We start from the raw sequence: 19,648 nt of genomic DNA on the forward strand, positions 1-19,648 counted from the left end.
AAAGGGATCGGCATCCCTGCCGATCCCCCTGCGGGCCTTTTCGTCCACCCCTCACCGCCGCACAGGGGGCCCGAAGGTCACAAGCGAAAGCGGACGGCTCGTGCAGCTTCGCTGCACATCGCATCGCTGCGGGTCGCGGTAGCGTGACAAACAGGCGATACGGAAACGGGACCCCTGGTTCTCACCAGGAAGACAGCAAAGCAAAAGGCCGCGCCAGCGTACCAACGCCACCCCGCAACGCGCCCCTCGCACCCCGCGCTACCATGACGCTTTCCTCCGCCGAGAAACGCCCATGCGCCGCCACCTCCTCGCCCTGAGCCTCATCGCCATCCTGGCCGGCTGCAGCTCCCACGACAGCAACGCGCCGGCCACGCAGGCCACAGCCCCAGCGCCTGCCAGCACGGCAACCGCCGTGCCGCCGCCGTCCACTGATGAGGACATCGCCGCGCAGCGCATCGCCAACTATGCATCGGTGAAGCTCACCGCCGACCTCTCCAGTTTCGATGACAAGCAGAAGCAGATGATCGCGTTGCTGATCGAAGCGGCGGACGTCACCAATGACATCTACTGGCAGCAGTCGTGGGGCGACAAGGCCGCGTTGATGGCGCGAATTCCCGACGAGGTCACGCGTCGTTTCGCTGAGATCAACTACGGCCCGTGGGATCGCCTGGACAATGACCAGCCGTTTGTTGCCGGTGTTGGTCCGCGCCCGGCGGGGGCGCAGTTCTACCCGGCCGACATGACCAAGGACGAGTTCGACAAGGCCGACCTTAAGGACAAAGCAGGGCTCTACACGCTGTTGCGTCGTGACGCGCAGAACCAATTGGTGACCGTGCCCTATCACGAGGCCTATAAGGCTGATCTGGAACGCGCTGCCGGCTTGCTGCGTCAGGCGGCGGATCTGTCAGCGGACAAGGAATTCGCGGGCTACCTGAAGAAGCGTGCCGACGCGCTGCTGAGTGACGATTACCGTCCCAGCGATTTCGCTTGGATGTCGATGAAGAACAACCCCGTCGACATCGTGATTGGTCCCATTGAGACCTACGAGGACCAGTTGTTTGGCTATAAGGCCAGCTACGAAAGCTACGTGCTGGTGAAGGATCAAGCGTGGAGCACCAAGCTTGCCCGCTTCGCCAAGTACCTGCCGGATCTGCAGCGCGAGCTGCCGGTGGATGACAAGTACAAGGCCGAGAAGCCGGGTTCCGACGCAGACCTCAATGCTTACTTTGCCGTGTATTACGCCGGTGACGCCAACGTTGGCGCCAAGACCATCGCCATCAATCTTCCCAATGACGAGGAAGTGCAGCTCAAGAAGGGCACGCGCCGCTTGCAGCTGGAGAACGTGATGCAGGCGAAGTTCGACAAGATCATGTTGCCCATCGCGAAGGAGCTGATTGCCGACGACCAGCAATCGCATCTCACCTTTGATGCGTTCTTCGAGAACACCATGTTCCACGAAGTCGCGCATGGCCTGGGCATCAAGAACACGCTCGACGGCAAGGGCATGGTGCGCACGGCATTGAAGGATCAGGCCTCGAGTTTCGAGGAGGGCAAGGCCGACATCCTTGGCCTCTACATGGTCACTAAGCTGGCCGACAAGGGCGAGCTGGATAAGTCCAAGTTGATGGACAACTACGTCACCTTCCTCGCCGGTATTTTACGTTCGGTGCGCTTCGGCGCCAGCGATGCGCACGCCAAGGCGAACATGGTGCGCTTCAACTTCTTCCAGCAGCAGGGCGCATTCACTCGCGACCCCGCCACCGGGCGTTACCGCGTGGACTTCGACAAGATGACAGCGGCAATGAACGCACTCTCCGCCAAGCTGCTCACCATCCAGGGTGATGGCGACTACGACGCAGCCAAGAAGCTCACCGATAGCATGGGCAACGTCGATGCGACGCTCGCAGGTGATCTCAAGCGACTGGACCAGGCGAAGATCCCGGTGGACATCACGTTCGAGCAGGGGACCGATGTATTGGGCCTCACGAAGCCCTAAGGTATCCGTTGACCGATGGCGAGCCGGAGTCACGGTTCGCCGTCGGTCGTCGTGATTCAAATGCGCTTCAGCGCGGTGCGATGTCCCGTAGTCGCATGGTCAGGATACGGCCGTCAGCGAGTGTGAGTGACAAGGGCGCACCTTCTTCGCGGTGATTCACCTCATCGCGAAGATCGTAGCTGCTGATCTCCGCGGCGGGTTTGCCATTGACGGCCACGATCTCGTCGCCTTGCTTCAAGCCAGCCGCTGCCGCGGGGCTGTCAGGTACCACCCAGCTTACTTTCAGCCGATCGCGCTGCTCGGCGCTCCGGTTGGCACGCAGACCTGCCGTTGCGTACTGCCAATGTGAGGCAACTTCACGCGACTGCAGATACATGCGCTGGCGGCGGTAGTCGAAGTGCACGGTAAAACGCGCCAGTACATCCTGGCCGATATTTCCCGCTTCGGTGGGGTTGCCTGTCGCGCCCGCGTCGGGCGGCGTCAACTGGGCCAGTGCGGGGCTCACCTGCTGGTCGCCAAGTTGCAATGAGCGCGCATGCGAGAAGCGCGACACGAAACTTCCACCCACGCCCCCGCCGGATACGGGGACACCTTTGAGGTAGCGCGTCGCTAGGCCTTCGCGTTCTGCCCATTGCGGGAACACCAGTGTGTAGCCCGAGTTGCCGGTGTCGACGCCGAACATGCCCTGCTTGCCATCCAGGGATGCAGATACCAAGGGCATATCGTCCGTAAAGCGCAGCGTTACTGGCGAACCTTCGCCCTCTGCGGGTGCCTGGCCATGATCAAAGGGCTGCAGTATCAATTGCTGTTTGTCGTAGTCGAAGGTCACGGCGAAGCGCTCGAAGATCTCCAATCCCAGAATGCCGGCGATGGGTTCGCGCGTGCCCCGCTCATAGAATGAGTACGGGTAAGGCATCACCAGAAAGGTCAGATCTTTGACGTCGGCGTCGCCGATGGTGAGGTGCTGCACCTGGGTGTACGCGGTTGTCATCGAGCCCGGGCCCGAGCCGGTGCTGACACCTTTACCCGTGCTGGTGAGGCCAAGTTTCTTCGCCGCATCATCGGTGAGAATCGCGTGACCACCCGTGTCCAGTATGAAAGGCATCGGGCCTTTCCCGTTGATACTGACGTGGATCAGCAGGGCGCCGCCTTCCAACTGCATGGGACTGACTGCGCGACTGGCGCCGTGCAGCATGCTTACATCGCGCACTGTGCCGTCAGGCCGTTGCAGTGCTTGCGCCGGGACGGCGGGTAGCGCTTGGTAGCGTTCCACCGTTTCCTGCTCGTCTCCATCCTGGGTGCCGCTGTTGGTGGTCGCCGACGTACGGACATCAAAGGGAAGCTGCAGTCCGGCGACGTCGCGATAGTCGCTATAGCGCTGGGTCACCGTCAGAAAGGAGCTCTTCCACATTGCACGATCAAGCCGATGCGTGGCCGAGTCGATCCATAAGGTGATGCTCCGGCCGCCATGGGGTGTGGCTTCGAGGCGGATATAGCGGCGGTCGTTCTCGTAGGCATCGGGGAGGGGATTGAAGTGAGTGTCGTCGGTGCGCAGGAAACCGAAGCGGCGTAGCCAACTCTCGCTGATCGCGACGGCCTTCGCTTCATCCGAATCGTAGGGATGCACCAGAACGGAGATGTCCTGATGCCAGCGGCCAGCCTCGTCGTAGCCGTCGGCGCTGGCAAACACGGCGTTGCGCTGACGGCTTGCGTAATAACCCGTGCGCAAGTCGACCGCCGTATGCAGTTCGCCGGTCAGGCCGTCACTGGTCTGCCTGCCGTCCAACAACAACGAGCCGATGGTGTTCCAGTGATCGCCACCATAAGCCTGGCGAAGTTCCTGCAGTGATGCGGTGGCATCGCCGCCGGTGGAGGCCGCCATGGCCAGTGCCGGGAACAGGCCAAGGCAAGCCAACGCAAGGCCATGGATGCGGGAAGTGGAGAGTGGCATGTGATGGCTCCGTGGGATTGGGTGCCATGGTGCCCGGGCGCCTGGACCCGATCTAGGATGCCATTGACGGAACGGGACGCGATTTGCAGTTCTGTCGGAATTCGCGAGGCGTTAGACCGGTCGTGCGGCGAAACACCCGCGCGAAGTGGCTCTGATCGCTGAAGCCGGTGCTGGCAGCGATCTCGGCGATGGAGCGGTGGCTGTCAATCAGCGCTTCCCGCGCGAGCACGATGCGCAATCCACGTTGGTACTCACCGACCGAGACACCTTTGGCTCGCTGGAAACTACGAGCCAGGTGTGCCGGATGCACGCCAGCCAGCGCGGCCAGTTCGTGCAGCGATGGCGCGGCGAGCGGATCGTCGTGCAGGCGCTCGAGCACACGTTGCAACCACGCCGGACGACGTTCGTCGCCAGCGCGGCAGGCGAGGGCGACGAGCTCCAGTACGGCGGAATGGAGCGCCAGTGCGGCGGCGTCATCTGTCGCGCGCAATTCGCGCTCGATGCGTGCGAGCAGGCGGTCTGCATCCGGCAGGCGTAGCGGACGGTGATCGCCCAACAGGCGTGTCACGCCATTGCTCGCCGGTTCGCCGAGAAAAATGCTGATACAGCGTGCACCCGACGGACCGAAGCGGTTCGCATGCCGGTGCCCTTGCGGATGTGTCAGCAGCAAGCCCGGCTGGCACTCCAGTTCGTCGTTGCTCGACTGTTGTGTGTAGCCGCCTGCAGCAACCAGGCATAGATACGCCTCGTCATGCTCATGCCAAGGCAACGCGCTGTCACCTGCGTAAGGCGTCGCAGAGACCTGCAGGCCGCCCAGTTGCCGTAGTTGCTCGGGCTGGCCGTAGTTGGCGCGCTGTAGATGTCGCATGGCGACAGTCTAGGCCGCTTGGGCGTAGGAGCATGTGCCGTCGGTCAGGCTGCGATAGATTCAGCCTGTGCGGCCATCCAGATGCGCATTTGCCCACGCGGCGACGGCATCCGGGTGCTCGAGGTGCAGATGATGGCCACCTTCCATGTGCGTCATGGCGAGGTCACCCACGCAATCGGCACGCTCGCGCATGCGCAGTCCGGGCAGATAGGGCGTGTCCGGTTGTGCGAGCAGCAGCGCCGTTGGCGCTTCGATACCACGCAACAAGGCGTGTACCTGCGTTTCTGCGAGCCGGATGGAGGAGGGGCGGTTGACCCGCGCGTCGCTGCGCCAGTGCCAGCCGTGTTCGGTCTTGCGCAGGCCCCGCTCCACGATGGGGCGTGCCTGGTCGGCCGGTAGGCCACTGGCCATGGTGCGGGCGCTGATGGCCATGTCGATGGTCGGGAACGCGCGCAACGAGCGCCCAGTGGCCGAGCTCGCCATGGCATCGCGGAAATGACGCAGCGTGTGGTGGCCGTCATCCGCGATGGGGCCGAGGCCTTCGATGAGCAACAGGCGGTCGATGCGTTCCGGTTGGGCGGCAGCCACCAGCGAGGCGATGCCGGCGCCCAGCGAATGACCCATCAAGTGAAAACGTTCCAGTCCTAGCGCGTCGATGGCACCGAGCACCGAGCGCACGTAGTCCACGAAGTGATAGGACATGCCGGGTGGCAGGTGGTCGGAGTGACCATGGCCTGGCAGTTCCAGTGCGATCACCTGCCAGCGTTCGGCCAGCAGCGGCGCGAGGCGCGCGTAGCTCCACGCATTGTCGAGCCAGCCATGCAGTGCCAGCAGTGGCGGTGCGCCCTCGTTGCCCCAGACCTGCGCGCTCAGGCGCAGGTGCGACAGGCGCACCTCGCGTTCGATCGGACCGCTCATTGTGCGGCACCGGAGCGCGGTGCGAATTCCTTCCAGCCGCCCGCATGACGCATGACCAGTGCGGTGAGGCTGTCGACCTGCACGGGCGAGTCGTTCAACGCGGGGATGTAACGCAACTCATGGCCACCGGCCTCGCGGAAGAAGTCGTGGTTCTGCATGGCGATCTCTTCCAGCGTCTCCAGGCAGTCGACTGCGAAGCCAGGGCAGGCCACGTCCAGTGTCCGCACGCCGTTCGCAGCCAGCTCGCGCACCGTGGCGTCGGTATAAGGCTGCAGCCACGGCTCGCGTCCTACGCGGGATTGGAAGCTCAGCAGCAATTGCGACTCGTCGAGACCCAGTCGTTCGCGCAGGGCGCGTGTGGTGGCCTGGCATTGTTCGAGATACGGATCACCCTCGCGCACGTAACGTTCGGGAATGCCGTGGAAAGAGAGCAGCAGCTTGTCGCCACGTCCGTGCGATGCCCACCATTGTTCGATGCTGCGCGCGAGCGCTTCGATGTGCGCTGCATCGTCGTGGTAGTCGTTGATCAAGCGCAGCTCCGGTGGCCAGCGGAGCGATTGCATGGCCTCGGCGACGGCGTCGATCACCGAGCCGGTCGACGTGGCTGAATACTGCGGATACAGCGGCAACACCAACAATCGGCGCACACCCTCGCGCTGCAGTCGTTCAATCTGCGCGGGGACGGACGGTTGACCGTAGCGCATCGCCAACGCCACGCGCACAGGCTCGTTGCAGGCCTCGGACAGTTTCTCCTGCAGCCGTGCCGCGAGTGCCTCGCTGCCCACGCGCAATGGCGAGCCCTGCGGCGTCCATATGCGTTGGTACGCATGCGCGGAGCGGGCAGGGCGCACGCGCAGAATCACGCCGTGCAGGATCAGCCACCACAGCCATCGCGGATAGTCGATCACGCGCGGATCGCCCAGGAACTCGGCGAGATAGGGTCGAACGGCGCTGGCGGTGGGCGCTTCCGGTGTGCCGAGGTTCACCAAGAGCACTGCAGCCTGAACGGGCTGGTCACGGGATGGGCCGGCGACGCCGGTATAGTCATGGCTGCGTGGCATCGTGGCACTGACGGTGAGAACCGCTGCAGAGTCTGCCACAAGCCTCCGGCCTCGCCGTGGCGAGTATCGCCGCAGGCCGTCACACCGAATATCTGCACAGGAGTCGTCATGATCAAAACGTCGCTGCATCGCCTGCTGCTCGCTACCCTGGTCCTGCTGGTACCGGCCATGGCTGCCCACGCAGAGGATCCGCCGCTGGTGCGCGCCCAGAACGCCGTGCGCGTGTTGCACGACATCATGGATGCGCCGGACAAGTCGATCCCGACCGACCTGCTGAAGGAAGCCAAGGCCATCGCCGTGATCCCCGACCTGCTCAAGGTGGGCTTCGTGTTCGGTGGGCGCCGTGGTGAGGGGCTGATTTCGGTCAAGGGTGCAGACGGCACCTGGTCCAACCCCAGCTTTATCACCATGACCGGCGGCAGCGTGGGCTTCCAGGCTGGCGCCTCGTCCACCGACGTGATCCTGGTGTTCCGCACCCAGCGCGGTGTGGATAGCATCGTCAACGGCAAATTCACGCTAGGCGCAGACGCCGCCGCTGCGGCCGGCCCGGTGGGCCGTACCGCCCAGGCGTCCACCGACAGCGACTTCAAGGCCGAGATCTACTCCTATTCCCGCTCGCGCGGCCTGTTCGCTGGCGTGGCCCTGGACGGCTCGGCCCTGCGCATCGACTACGACGCTAACGAGGCCATCTACGGCAAGGGCATCACCCCGCGCCGCATCTTCGAGGGCGGCGTGAGCAATGTTCCGGGGCCGGTGGTCGATTTCAGGGATCGCCTTGAGGAGTACACTCAGCGATGATGTGGAGCGGCGGCGCGGCAGCGTGACAGTTTCGTTCCGTCGCTTTCCTTCCTGAGGTCCCTTTTCATGAGCATCACCCATCTACTTATTCTGCTGGTCGTGGTCGTGCTGATCTTTGGCACCAAGAAGCTGCGCAACATCGGTTCCGACCTGGGCGGCGCCGTGCGCGACTTCAAGAAGGGCCTGGATGGCGACGAGGCGTCAAAGTCCGCTGATCCGGGCGAGCGCCTGCATGCCGATCCGCCGCCGGCCAGCACGCAGAACCAGAGCCAGCACGAAACCGAACAGAAGTAATCGGGTCGTATCGGCATGATCGAGATCAGCTTCGGCAAGCTGGTATTGCTCGCGCTTATTGCGCTGATTGTGCTCGGCCCGGAAAAGCTCCCGCACGCAGCGCGTACGGCGGGCGTATTCATGCGTCGCATCCGCACCGGCTGGGACAGCGTACGCGCTGAAGTGGAGCGCGAGCTGCAGGTGGAAGAAATCCGCCGTCAGGCCAAGGAAGCCGCATCGCGCGCCGAAGCCGCGCAAGCCGAGCTGGACGAGACGCTGCGCAAGATGCGCCCCTCTGGCGTGCCGTCGAGCCCGGCGCCGTCGACCGCAGAGCCGGCATTAGCTGCGGAGATCGCTCCGGAGACGGCTGTCGCTGCCACCGCCGACGCCACCCCGACCAAGGAAGTTCCGCATGGCGGCGCCTGAACTCGACGGTCCCGAGTCCGATCTGGAACAGGGCCTGTTTTCGCACCTGATCGAGCTGCGCTCGCGCTTGATGCGTGCCATCGTCACTGTGCTGATCGTGCTCGCCGTGCTCATGCCCTTCGCCAACCGCCTTTATGCAGAGTTGGCCGCGCCGTTGGTGGCACGCCTGCCGCAAGGGGCACATCTCATCGCGACCGAGGTAGCCAGTCCGTTCGTCACGCCGCTGAAGCTGGCGTTCTACGTGGCGCTGTTAATCAGCATGCCGATGATCGTCTATCAGCTGTGGGCCTTCGTGAGCCCCGGCCTGTACCGGAATGAAAAACGCCTCGCCCGCCCGCTGCTGGTGGCGGCGCTGTTCCTGTTCTACCTCGGCTGCGCGTTCGCGTACTTTCTGGTGATGCCGGCGGCTTTCCGTTTCCTCACGGCGGTAACGCCGGAGGGCGTGGAGATGATGACCGACATCACGCATTACCTCGACTTCGTGATGCTGATGTTCTTCGCCTTCGGCCTGTGCTTCGAGGTGCCGGTGGCAGTAGTGATCCTCGCTGCGATTGGCGTGGTGAACCTGGAGCAACTTCGCAACTCCCGCCGCTACGCCATCGTGGGTGCCTTCGCCATCGCGGCCTTCATCACGCCGCCCGACATCACCTCGATGATCATGCTGGCCATTCCTATGTGCCTGCTCTACGAGCTCGGTCTGTTGGCGGTGCGCTGGCTGATCAACCCGTCCAAGACTGAGAAGACCGTATGAGCGACACGGCCGCCCGCATCGAGGAACTGAAAACCTCGCTGCGGTTGCAGCCGCACGTCGAAGGTGGCCACTACCACCGCTTCCATCCGCCCAAGGGCGCGGACGGCGGCGAGCGCCATGCGATGAGCGCTATCCACTATTTACTCGAAGCGGGGCAGTCCAGCAGCTGGCATCGCGTGGATGCCGAAGAAGCCTGGCATTTCGTCGAAGGCGCGCCGCTGGAGTTGCTGATCTATCACTCCGCAACGAACCGGTTGGAGCGTTGCACGCTTGGGCCTCTGCACGACTGCATGCAATCGGTGACGGTGGTGCCTGCGGGGGCGTGGCAGGCGGCGCGGCCGTTGGGGGCTTATGCGTTGGCCACCTGTTTGGTGGCGCCTGGGTTTGAGTACGAGGGGTTTGAGTTGCTGGGGCGGGAGGATCCGCTGGCGGGGCATTTGGCGGGATTGGTGCCGGAGATCGGGTTTTAGTTTTGGTTACCGCTGGCGCTTTTGCTCCTTCGCCCCTTTGGGGAGAGGGTTGGATGCTCGCCTCACTGTTTCATCTTTAGTCGTCATCCCGGCGTACCCCACAAAAGGGGGCAAGGGCCGGGCTCCAGAGCCTCTGTGTTTGGTTTTAGCGATATAGCGACCTGGCTCGCCTGCGGCGGGCTTCCGAACTGCTGCCGCAGTCCGGGTCACTTTTCTTTGCTTGCCCAAAGAAAAGTAACCCAAAGAAAGGGCCCCCCGGATGAGTCGCCTTCCGGGCTTTGCCCTCCAGGTACGCGTGCGGGTTCCGGGCTTTTCGACGGGGCTCCTGCCCCGGCGAAAAGGAATCGGCATCCGTGCCGATTCCCCTGCGGGCCTTTTCTCCACCCGCCCGCCGCCTCATACGGGGCCCTGGAAGATCAAAAGCAACAAGCAGACGGCTCGTGCAGCTTTGCTGCACATCGCATCGCCGCAGGTGGCGTTGTTCCTGCTCTAGCGCGCAAAGTCAGGGCGGAAGAGAGAGACGATGCCGCTAGGTAACGAGTTCTCCACAGCGGTGGGGAAGCCTAGCGCGAGCTCTATCTAGCCCCAGTCTCGGAAAACGTAGCAAAGCCCGCTTCAATTCCTCTCCGAGTCAGCGCGATGTGCAGCGAAGCAGCACGAGCCGTGGGCTCGGCGCTTTTGACCTTCGGGCCCCCTGTGCGGCGGTGAGGGGTGGACGAAAAGGCCCGCAGGGGGATCGGCATGGATGCCGATTCCTTTTCGCCAGGGCAGGAGCCCTGTCGAAAAGCCCGGCCGCCCCTCACGAACTGGCCGGCTTTATCGGCCAGCGCCAAGTGGGGGTGCCCTTTCTTTGGGTTACTTTTCTTTGGGCAAGCAAAGAAAAGTGACTCGGCCTCCGGTAGGAGGTCGAAAGCCCGCCGCAGGCGAGCCAGATTGCCGTAGCGCGACAATCCCACGAAAAGTCACTGGATCCCTGCCTTCGCAGGGATGACGACAAAGATGAAATGCTGAGGCGAGCACCCACCCCTCACCCCAACCCTCTCCCCGTAGGGGAGAGGGAGAAAAGCGTGGGTGTTCCGTGTACTCCAGAGTTACCGGGTACTAGCCAATCAATGCTTCGTCGGCGCCGCTGCCGGAACAGCATACGTAGAGCGATTCAGCGCCAACCCCTTCAACACATTCAACGCCTGCGACAACGCGTAATCCTGCGTCGCCAGCTTGGCATTCTCCGCGCTGCCATCGTTGTCGATGTCTTTGCCCTTCGACGTCCCATCCTCGTTGGCAAGGTGGTTCGGCAGGTCGGCTTCGGAGCTGACCAGGGAGGGGGCGCTGTCCGCCTTGTTCACCGCGAGATCGGCGAGGGCGATGTCGGGCTTGATGCCTTCGGCTTGGATGGAGGTGCCGTTGGGTGTGTAGTAGCGCGCGGTGGTGATCTTCACCGCGTGGTCGTTGTCCAGCGGCAGTACGGTCTGCACCACGCCTTTGCCGAAGGTGCGGCGACCGACGATCAGTGCGCGATGGTTGTCTTTCAGCGCACCGGAGACGATCTCGGCTGCCGACGCAGTGCCGTTGTCCACCAGTACCACCATCGGCGCGCCATTGAGCAGGTCGCCTGCGTGCGCTTCGAAGCTGAGGTTGGAATCCTGCAGGCGGCCGCGCGTGGTGACGATGGTGCCGGAGTTGAGGAAATCGTCGCTTACGCCGACGGCGGCGGTGAGCAGGCCGCCCGGGTTGGAGCGCAGGTCGAGGATGGCGCCCTTCTGCGGGCCGTTCTTGCGGATCAGTTCGCCGAGCTTCTTCTCCAGGTCAGGTGCGGTGTCGTCCTGGAACTGGCTGATGCGGATATAGGCGTAGCCGGGTTCGATCTCGCGCGTCTTTACACTGGTGACGGAGATCTTCTCGCGCACCAGCGGCATGTCGATGGGCTTGTCGCTTTTCTCATGCAGGATGGTAAGCGTGACCTTGCTGCCAGGGTCACCGCGCAATGCCTTGAACATGTCGTCGATGTTTTCCGGCTCCACCGTCTTGCCATCGATCTTCACGATGGTGTCGCCCGGCTTGATGCCGGCGCGCGAGGCGGGGGTGTCGTCGATAGGGGCGATGATGCGTAGCGTGCCGTCCACCTGCAGCACTTCAATGCCGAGGCCGCCGTACTGGCCGGTGGTGTCTTCGCTGAGTTCGGCCAGGCCGTCCTTGTCGAGATATTCGCTATGGGGGTCCAGGCCGCTGAGCATGCCGCTGATGGCGGCCTTCATCAGGGTCTTGTTGTCCACCGGCTCCACGTAAGCCTGGCGGACGATCTCGTAGACGCGGCTGAAGTTGCGCACATCGTCCAGGTCCACCTGGTCGGGCACGGACGAGGCCGAGGCCGGCGAGGCACCAGTGGTCGGCTTGGCGCCTTGGCTGGTGGTCGGCGCGGTCTGCGCCTGCGCCAGCGGCGCCGCCAGCAGCAGAACGGCCAGGCTCAAGGTGGAAAACCGCATGGATGGGGGACTCCGGTGAAGCTTGTGGGGGCGGGCCCGGCGGCGGGACCACATGGCCGTTCGACCGCCGGATGTCGCCAAAATTCAATACGCTACAGAGATTAGCGTGCGACGCTGCGTAGCTGGCGTCAATGTCGGATTAACCCTTTTTTCCCAGCCATGTGCGCGGGTCCACAGGCGAGTTGTTCTGCCGCAGCTCGAAATACACACCGGTATTGACCCCGGTGGGGGCAGAGGCCGTGCCGACGGCCTCGCCAGCGCTGACCTGATCGCCCACGCCGTGCAGGATCGTCTCGTTGTTGCCGTACATGCTCATCCAGCCGCTGCCATGGCTGACGATGACCAGCATGCCGTAGCCGCGCAGGAAGGCGGCATAGACCACCCGCCCGGAGGCTACCGCCTTCACCTCGCTACCCCCCGGCGCCTTGATGAGTACGCCAGCGCCATAGGTGTTGACCGGGCCGGGCGCGGGCCAGGGCAAGTTACCGCGGATATTCGCCAAGCCCTTGCCTACAGGCGGTGCGGCCTTGCCTTCATTCGCCTTGGCGGCGCGCTCGGCCTCACGCGCGGCCTCGTCGATGGCCTTCTGCAGTGTGGCCACCAGCGAGTTCAGCGAGGCCTCGTTCTGCTTCAATGCGGCCAGCTTGCTGGCCTGATCCTTGTACTGGGCGTCGGTGTCGGCCACCAGCTTGGCTTGGCTAGAGCGCTGCTGTTCCAGCGCCTTGGCCTGCGTCGCGCGTTCGGCGCGCGCCGTCTGCAGGGCCTGCTGCTGGGCGGTGATCTGGGTTTCCAGATCCTGCAGGTGGGCCAGGTCGCCCATCAGCTTCTGCACGCGGGCCACGCGGTCTTCCTGGAAATACTTGGAGTAGGCGAGCGCCTGGGCGATGCGGGCAACATCGTCGTCACCCATCAGCAGCCGCAGGTCGGAACCGCGCCCCAGCGCATAGGTGGCGCGCAGCAGGTCGGCGATGGCAGCACGCTGACCCTCCAGATTCTTCTGCAACTCGGCGCGCTGGGCCTCCAGGTCGCTCAGCTCTTTCTGCTTGGTGGCCAGCTGGGTGTCGGTGTCGCGCACGGCTCTGGCGGCGCCGGCCACGGCATTGGCCTGCTTGGCTAGCTCGGCGGTGGCGCTGTCGCGCTTGGAGGCGGTCTCGGCCTGTTCCTTGGCCAGTGCCTCCATCTTGCTGCGCACGTCCGAGAGCTTCTTCTGGGCATCGACCTGCTCGGCCTTGTCGGACTTGGCCTTGTTGTCCTGCAGCGCCCAGGCAGATGGGGTCGCCGTGCCGAGGGCAAGGACGAGGACGCCGGAGATGGCGCAGACGAGGGGGCGGGCACGGAGGACTGGTATGGGCATCGGCTGATTATCACAGAGCGCCGTGATGGCGCGCGAGCCGGGCAACGCCGCCCACGGGTCCTGGTCATGTGCTCTTCATCGCAACGCTGATGCGATCACTGGTATGCCCTGTGCGATGCAAGTCGTACGCGCCGTGTCGATCGATGGCGCGCATGCCTGCCACCACTATGGATCGACGCGTCGCGCACCGCATCGCGATATTTGTCTCGCGAGACAAGAAAACACTTCCATCTGAAACTTTCATTTAGACGTAAAGATGTCTTTGACGCGACGCACCAAACTGTGCTTTAGTCAAACCCACACTATGGATGCGTGACAGCGGCGCCTTCGGCTCCGTTGGGACGACGTGTCTCCCACCATCGGCCTGGGGAGGCGAGATGGCGCAAGCAGGTCCGGCGACGCTTTACGACGTTGCGTTCGAGCACGACAGCTGCGGTTTTGGTCTGGTGGCACAGATCGACGGCCGAGCGAGCGCATGGGTAGTGGATACCGCATTCGATGCGCTAGCCAAACTTTCCCACCGCGGTGGTGTGAACGCAGATGGCGTGAGCGGTGACGGCTGCGGCGTGCTCTTTCATCGCCCGCTGGACTGGTTGAAAGCACTGGCCGACGAGGCGGGCATTGCGGTCGGCGAGCGCTTTGCCGCAGGCGTGGTGTTCCTTGATCCCCATGGTGGCGATGCAGCCGTGTCGGCGTTGGAACATCACCTGCGCGAGGAAGGCCTGCACGTAGCGGGCTGGCGCGAGGTGGCCGTGAATGCCGAGGCGTGCGGTCCGCTTGCAGCCGCAGCGAAACCCCATGTGCGCCAAATCTTTGTGGAGCCTGCGTCGTCGATGGACGATGGCGTGTTCGAACGCGCCTTGTTCCGCGCGCGTCGGCGCGCCGAAACCGCGTTGGTGAATGACGAACATTTCTATGTGGTCACGCTGTCCGCGCAGGTCATCGGTTACAAGGCGATGGCTGCACCCGGACGGCTGCGTGAGGTCTTTGCTGATCTCGCGCATCCGGCGTTGAGCGCCGATGCCGTGGTGTTCCATCAGCGCTTCTCCACCAACACCACGCCGCAGTGGCGCCTGGCGCAACCATTCCGCTTGCTGGCGCACAACGGCGAGATCAACACTATCCGCGCCAATCGCCGCTGGATGCAGTCGCGCGAATCGATCCTGCATTCGCCGTTGTTGGATCTGACCGACATCGGGCCACTGGTTCGCCAGACGGGCTCGGACTCGGAAAGCCTCGACAACGCGCTGGAAGTGTTGATCGCCGGCGGTCTGGATCTGTTGACCGCCATGCGCGTACTCGTGCCGCCCGCCTTCGCCGCGCGCGAGGGTATCGACGAAGACCTTGCCGCGTTCTACGAGTACTACGCGCTGCATTGCGAGCCGTGGGACGGCCCGGCGGGTCTGGTGATGTGCGACGGCCATTACGCCGCCTGCACGCTGGATCGCAACGGCCTGCGTCCGGCGCGCTGGGCATTGTCGGCGGACAACCACCTCATCGTCGCCTCCGAAGCTGGCCTATGGGACGTGCCTTCGTCGCAGGTCGTCGCCAAGGGCCGCCTCGCGCCGGGCGAGATGATCGCGGTGGACCTGAAGCAACATCGCCTACTACGCGATGCCGACATCGACGACATCAATCGCCAGCGCGCGCCGTTTCGTGATTGGCTGCGTGCCGGCGTGAGCTATCTGGAATCGGATCTGATCGATCCGTCGCTTGCCGCCGAGCCGTTGCCGACTGAAGAACTGCGTCGCTACCAGAAGCTCTATGGCCTCTCACGCGAAGAGCGCGAAACCGTGCTCAAGGCCATGGTGGAGCTGGAGCAAGAAGCCACGGGCTCCATGGGTGACGACACACCCATTGCCGCCATGTCGCGTCAGGTGCGTCCGCTGTTCGACCGATTCCGCCAGGGCTTCGCTCAGGTCACCAATCCGCCGATCGATCCGCTGCGCGAAAAGCTGGTGATGTCGTTGGTGACGCAGATCGGTCCGGAGTCGAACGTGTTCGACCTCACGCCGGAGAACGCGAAGCAGATCCTGATCAACTCACCAGTGCTCTCGCAACGCAAGCTGCGCCAGTTGCTCGCGCTTCCGCAGTACGCGGGCACGCCGCGCTTCGACCTGATGTACGCGCCGGAAGAGGGACTGGAAGCTGCACTGCACCGTCTCTGCCGCGAGGTAGAGAACGCGGTGCGCGAGGGTTGCCAGTTGGTGTTCCTCAGCGATCGTTATCCGCAGAAGGGCCTGCTGCCCATCCATTCGCTGTTGGCGGTTGGGGCGGTGCACGCACACCTGATCGACCAGGCGTTGCGATGTCAATGCAACATCCTGGTGGAAACAGCGACGCCACGCGATCCGCACCAGTTCGCCTGCTTGCTGGGCTTCGGTGCCACCGCGATCTATCCATGGCTGGCCTACCAGAGCCTGTTCGAGCTCGGGCGCGAAGGCCATATCGACAGCGACCGTTTCGAGATCGGTCGCAGTTACCGCCGCGGCATCCGCAAGGGTCTGATGAAGATCCTGTCGAAGATGGGCATCTCAACGGTGGCGGGTTATCGCGGTGCGCAGTTGTTTGAGATCGTGGGCCTTTCGCCGGAAGTGGTGGAGCTCTGCTTCCCCGGTACGCCCTCGCGCGTCGGCGGCGCGGGCTTCGCCGAACTCGAGCATGACCAGCAAGTGCTCGCCGCCGAGGCATGGAGCGACGCCTCGCCATTGCGCGCCGGTGGCCTCTATAAGTTCGTGTACGGTGGCGAATACCACATGTACAACCCGGACGTGATTGGCACGTTGCAGAAGGCTGTACGCACGGGCAGCCCGGCCGACTATCGCGCCTACGCGAATTTTGTCGACCATCGTCCACCGTCGGCATTGCGCGACCTGCTGTCGCCGCGCCCGTTGGGCGAGGCACTGCCTATCGAAGAAGTCGAATCCGCCGAAAGCATCCTGCGTCGCTTCGATTCGGCCGGCATGTCGCTGGGTGCGCTGTCGCCCGAGGCGCACGAAGCGCTTGCCATTGCCATGAATCGCCTCGGCGCGCGCAGTAACTCTGGCGAGGGCGGTGAAGACCCCGCGCGCTACGGCACCGAAAAGATGTCCAAGATCAAGCAGGTCGCTTCGGGCCGCTTCGGTGTCACGCCGCAATACCTGGTCAACGCCGAAGTGCTGCAGATCAAGATCGCGCAGGGCGCCAAGCCGGGCGAGGGTGGTCAGCTACCAGGCCACAAGGTAGACAGCACCATTGCGCGGCTGCGCTACGCCAAGCCCGGTATCGGCCTGATCTCACCACCACCGCATCACGACATTTACTCCATCGAAGATCTCGCTGAGTTGATTCACGACCTCAAGGAAGTGAATCCTGAGGCGTTGATTTCAGTGAAGTTGGTCAGCCATGCAGGCGTGGGCACCGTGGCGGCAGGCGTGGTGAAGGCGGGTGCTGATCTGATCACCGTCAGCGGCCACGATGGCGGCACCGGCGCGAGCCCGCTCACTTCCATCAAGTACGCGGGTACACCGTGGGAATTGGGTCTGGCCGAAACGCAGCAGACGCTGCGCCGCAACGATTTGCGTGGCCGTGTGCGCCTGCAGACCGATGGTGGTTTGAAGACCGGGCTCGACGTGATCAAGGCGGCGATGCTCGGCGCGGAGAGTTTTGGATTCGGCACGGGGCCGATGGTGGCGCTGGGCTGCAAGTACCTGCGCATCTGCCACCTCAATAATTGCGCCACCGGCGTTGCCACGCAGCACCCCGTGCTGCGCAAGGAGCACTTCACCGGCCTGCCCGAGATGGTGATGAACTACTTCGGCTTTGTCGCCGAAGACGTGCGCGCGCATCTGGCCAAGCTGGGGGTGCGTAGCCTGAGCGAGATCATCGGCCGCGCCGACCTGCTGGAACAGGTGGATGGCACCACGCCCGTCCAGCACAAACTGGATCTCGCGCCACTGCTCGGCCATGGCACCCTGGGATCGAGCGTCGATTTTGCCTGTACGTTGCCGCGCAACCCGATGCGCGACGAAGCGGCGTTGGCGACGCGTATCGATGAGGCCACGCGCGGCGCGATTATCGACCGTACCGGTGGTGAATTCGCGTTCGACATTCTCAACACGGATCGCGCCATCGGTGCACGCCTGTCTGGCGAAGTGGCGCGCCGTTATGGCGACCACGGCATGGACCTGAAGCCCATCCAGCTCAAACTACGTGGTGCGGCGGGCCAGAGCCTGGGTGCGTGGAACGCGGGCGGCGTGCATATCGACCTCGTTGGTGAGGCGAACGATGGCGTCGGCAAGGGCATGGCGGGCGGCCGTATCGTGGTGCGCCCACCGGCGGATTCGCCGTTCGCCAGCCAGGACGCGTCCATCATCGGCAACACTTGCCTGTATGGCGCCACCGACGGCGAGCTATTCGCCGCAGGGCGCGCGGGTGAGCGCTTCGCCGTGCGCAATTCCGGCGCGCTGGCGGTAGTGGAGGGCGCGGGCGATCACTGCTGCGAATACATGACCGGCGGCGTTGTCGCCGTGCTCGGCAAGGTGGGCCTCAACTTCGGCGCGGGTATGACGGGTGGCTTCGCCTACGTGCTGGATATCGAGCGCACCTTCGTGGACTGCTACAACCACGAGTTGGTGGATATCCTGCGCATCTCGCCCGAAGGCATGGAGCACTACATGCAGCACCTGCGCGGGCTTGTGGCTCGGCATGTGGAGCTGACGGGCAGCGACTGGGGGCGCCGCATCCTCGCGGACTTCCGCGGCTTGCAATACAAGTTCTGGCTGGTGAAACCGAAGGCGGCAAGCCTGGCTGCGCTCGCTGATGAACTGAGGAGCGCGGCATGAGCGACAAGACGTTTCAGTTCCTCAACGTCCAGCGACAGACACCGCGTACCGTGCCCGTGTCCATTCGCGTGCTTGGCTACGGTGAGATTTCCGGCGACTTCGGCTCGGAGCAGGCGGGCACGCAGGCGGAGCGTTGCATCGATTGCGGTAACCCGTACTGCGAGCACGCCTGCCCGGTGCATAACTACATCCCGAACTGGCTGAAGCTGGTGCAGGAAGGCCGCCTGATGGAAGCGGCCACACTGATGCACGAAACCAATCCGCTGCCGGAAATCTGTGGCCGCGTGTGCCCGCAGGATCGTCTGTGCGAAGGCTCCTGTACGCTGGAGCAGACCGCGTTCGGTGCGGTGACCATCGGTAGCATCGAGCGTTGGGTGACGGACGAAGCGTTGCGCCAGGGCTGGCAGCCCGATCTTTCCGCCGTGCACGAGACCGGCAAGCGCGTCGCCATCATCGGTGCGGGACCAGCCGGTCTGTCTTGTGCTGATCGTCTGCGCCGCGCCGGCATCGCAGCGGATGTGTATGACAGTCAGAGTGAGATTGGCGGCCTACTGACCTTCGGTATTCCGCCGTTCAAGCTGGACAAGGGCGTGGTGCGCACGCGGCGCCAGTTGCTGGAAGGCATGGGCGTACGCTTCCTGCTCAACCGCCATGTGGGGCGTGACATCGAATTCGGCCAGTTGCTAGACGAGTACGATGCGGTGTTCGTGGGCACCGGTGCCTATACCTATGTCGACGCGCAGTTGCCGGGACGCGAACTGCACGGCGTGCATGACGCGCTGCCTTTCCTTATCGGCAATACCGAACGCCTGTTGCGCGACGAGTCGCCGTCGCCGGCTTTCGACTTCCGCGGCAAGCACGTGGTGGTACTCGGTGGCGGTGACACAGGCATGGACTGCAACCGCACGGCGATCCGCCTTGGCGCCGCCAGCGTCACCTGCGTCTATCGCCGTGACGAGGCGAACATGCCCGGTTCGGCGCGCGAGGTGAACTACAGCCGCGAGGAAGGCGTGAACTTCCTGTTCCAGCGCCAGCCGCTTGAGATCCTCGGTGGCTCGCGCAGCAACGTGCGCGGCGTGCGCGTGGTGGAGACGGCACTCGTGGACGACGGCACGGGGCGGCTCCGCCCGCAGAACGTGCCCGGCTCCGAATACGTGATCGATGCGGACGTGGTCATCCAGTCGTTTGGCTTCCTGCCGAGTCCGCCGGATTGGCTGCGCTCGCATGGCGTGGCGCTGGACAAGTCCGGTCGCGTCATTACTGGAGCTGGCGGCGCGCTGCCGCACCAGACCAGCCATCCGCAGATCTTCGCGGGTGGCGACAATGTACGCGGTGCCGATCTAGTGGTTCGCGCTGTCTATGACGGTCGCGAAGCTGCGGGTTCGATCGTGCGCTTGTTGCAGACGGCTGATGCGGTATCGCTTGCGCACGCCTGACGCGATCTCTTGCAGGAGCGCACCAGTGCGCTCCTGCAAG

General features: G+C 63.9%; 14 protein-coding genes. 8 read left to right on the plus strand and 6 right to left on the minus strand.

The genetic code is table 11. From position 1 onward, the window contains the following. Positions 1-292: 292 nt before the first annotated feature. On the plus strand, positions 293-1,996 hold the full coding sequence (locus tag DyAD56_RS01080) for a Zn-dependent hydrolase (RefSeq protein ID WP_102300880.1): 1,704 nt from the start codon (positions 293-295) through the stop codon (positions 1,994-1,996). Between the two features lie 67 nt (positions 1,997-2,063). On the opposite strand, the gene DyAD56_RS01085 is transcribed toward DyAD56_RS01080, so the two are convergent. Genes DyAD56_RS01085 through hemH form a run of 4 tightly spaced genes read right to left on the minus strand, consistent with a single transcriptional unit; the run spans position 2,064 to position 6,794 of the window. Next, on the minus strand, positions 2,064-3,947 hold the full coding sequence (locus DyAD56_RS01085) for an aspartyl protease family protein (RefSeq protein ID WP_102300881.1): 1,884 nt from the start codon (positions 3,945-3,947) through the stop codon (positions 2,064-2,066). A gap of 52 nt (positions 3,948-3,999) precedes the next feature. Further along, a complete protein-coding gene (locus DyAD56_RS01090; RefSeq protein ID WP_102300882.1) occupies positions 4,000-4,815 on the minus strand; it encodes a helix-turn-helix transcriptional regulator in 816 nt (271 codons plus the stop codon). A 60-nt stretch (positions 4,816-4,875) separates the two neighbouring features. Next, positions 4,876-5,733 carry an alpha/beta hydrolase gene (locus DyAD56_RS01095; protein ID WP_102300883.1) on the minus strand — a complete coding sequence of 286 codons (858 nt, stop codon included), beginning with the start codon at positions 5,731-5,733 and terminating at the stop codon, positions 4,876-4,878. After that, a complete protein-coding gene (gene hemH / locus DyAD56_RS01100; RefSeq protein WP_102300884.1) occupies positions 5,730-6,794 on the minus strand; it encodes a ferrochelatase in 1,065 nt (354 codons plus the stop codon). Before hemH ends, DyAD56_RS01095 begins: the two co-directional genes overlap by 4 nt. 108 nt (positions 6,795-6,902) lie before the next feature. On the opposite strand from hemH, the gene DyAD56_RS01105 reads away from it, so the two are divergent. From DyAD56_RS01105 to DyAD56_RS01125, 5 genes are all read left to right on the plus strand, one after another. After that, the gene (locus tag DyAD56_RS01105) at positions 6,903-7,592 is read left to right on the plus strand and encodes a lipid-binding SYLF domain-containing protein (protein ID WP_102300885.1); all 690 of its coding nucleotides are present in this window, start codon (positions 6,903-6,905) and stop codon (positions 7,590-7,592) included. Positions 7,593-7,658: 66 nt separating this feature from the next. Beyond that, positions 7,659-7,886: a Sec-independent protein translocase subunit TatA gene (gene tatA, locus DyAD56_RS01110; protein ID WP_102300886.1), complete on the plus strand. Its 228-nt coding sequence runs from the start codon at positions 7,659-7,661 to the stop codon at positions 7,884-7,886. Positions 7,887-7,901: 15 nt separating this feature from the next. Then, positions 7,902-8,291 carry a Sec-independent protein translocase protein TatB gene (tatB, locus tag DyAD56_RS01115; RefSeq protein ID WP_102300887.1) on the plus strand — a complete coding sequence of 130 codons (390 nt, stop codon included), beginning with the start codon at positions 7,902-7,904 and terminating at the stop codon, positions 8,289-8,291. After that, positions 8,278-9,042: a twin-arginine translocase subunit TatC gene (gene tatC, locus DyAD56_RS01120; RefSeq protein WP_102300888.1), complete on the plus strand. Its 765-nt coding sequence runs from the start codon at positions 8,278-8,280 to the stop codon at positions 9,040-9,042. The genes tatB and tatC overlap by 14 nt, the downstream gene beginning before the upstream one ends. Then, complete coding sequence (locus DyAD56_RS01125; RefSeq protein WP_102300889.1) at positions 9,039-9,512, plus strand: cupin domain-containing protein; 474 nt, start codon at positions 9,039-9,041, stop codon at positions 9,510-9,512. Before tatC ends, DyAD56_RS01125 begins: the two co-directional genes overlap by 4 nt. Before the next feature lie 1,109 nt (positions 9,513-10,621). Here DyAD56_RS01125 and DyAD56_RS01130 read toward each other — a convergent pair. Continuing rightward, entirely contained in the window at positions 10,622-11,995 is a 1,374-nt protein-coding gene (locus DyAD56_RS01130) for a S41 family peptidase (protein WP_102300890.1), read from the minus strand. A 139-nt stretch (positions 11,996-12,134) separates the two neighbouring features. Then, the gene (locus DyAD56_RS01135) at positions 12,135-13,349 is read right to left on the minus strand and encodes a peptidoglycan DD-metalloendopeptidase family protein (RefSeq protein ID WP_102301096.1); all 1,215 of its coding nucleotides are present in this window, start codon (positions 13,347-13,349) and stop codon (positions 12,135-12,137) included. A 377-nt stretch (positions 13,350-13,726) separates the two neighbouring features. On the opposite strand from DyAD56_RS01135, the gene gltB reads away from it, so the two are divergent. Then, complete coding sequence (gltB, locus tag DyAD56_RS01140; RefSeq protein WP_102300891.1) at positions 13,727-18,172, plus strand: glutamate synthase large subunit; 4,446 nt, start codon at positions 13,727-13,729, stop codon at positions 18,170-18,172. Next, entirely contained in the window at positions 18,169-19,608 is a 1,440-nt protein-coding gene (locus DyAD56_RS01145; RefSeq protein WP_102300892.1) for an FAD-dependent oxidoreductase, read from the plus strand. The genes gltB and DyAD56_RS01145 overlap by 4 nt, the downstream gene beginning before the upstream one ends. The last annotated feature ends 40 nt before the right edge of the window (positions 19,609-19,648 follow it).

It is taken from the genome of Dyella sp. AD56 (assembly GCF_002878475.1).
Lineage (GTDB): Bacteria > Pseudomonadota > Gammaproteobacteria > Xanthomonadales > Rhodanobacteraceae > Dyella.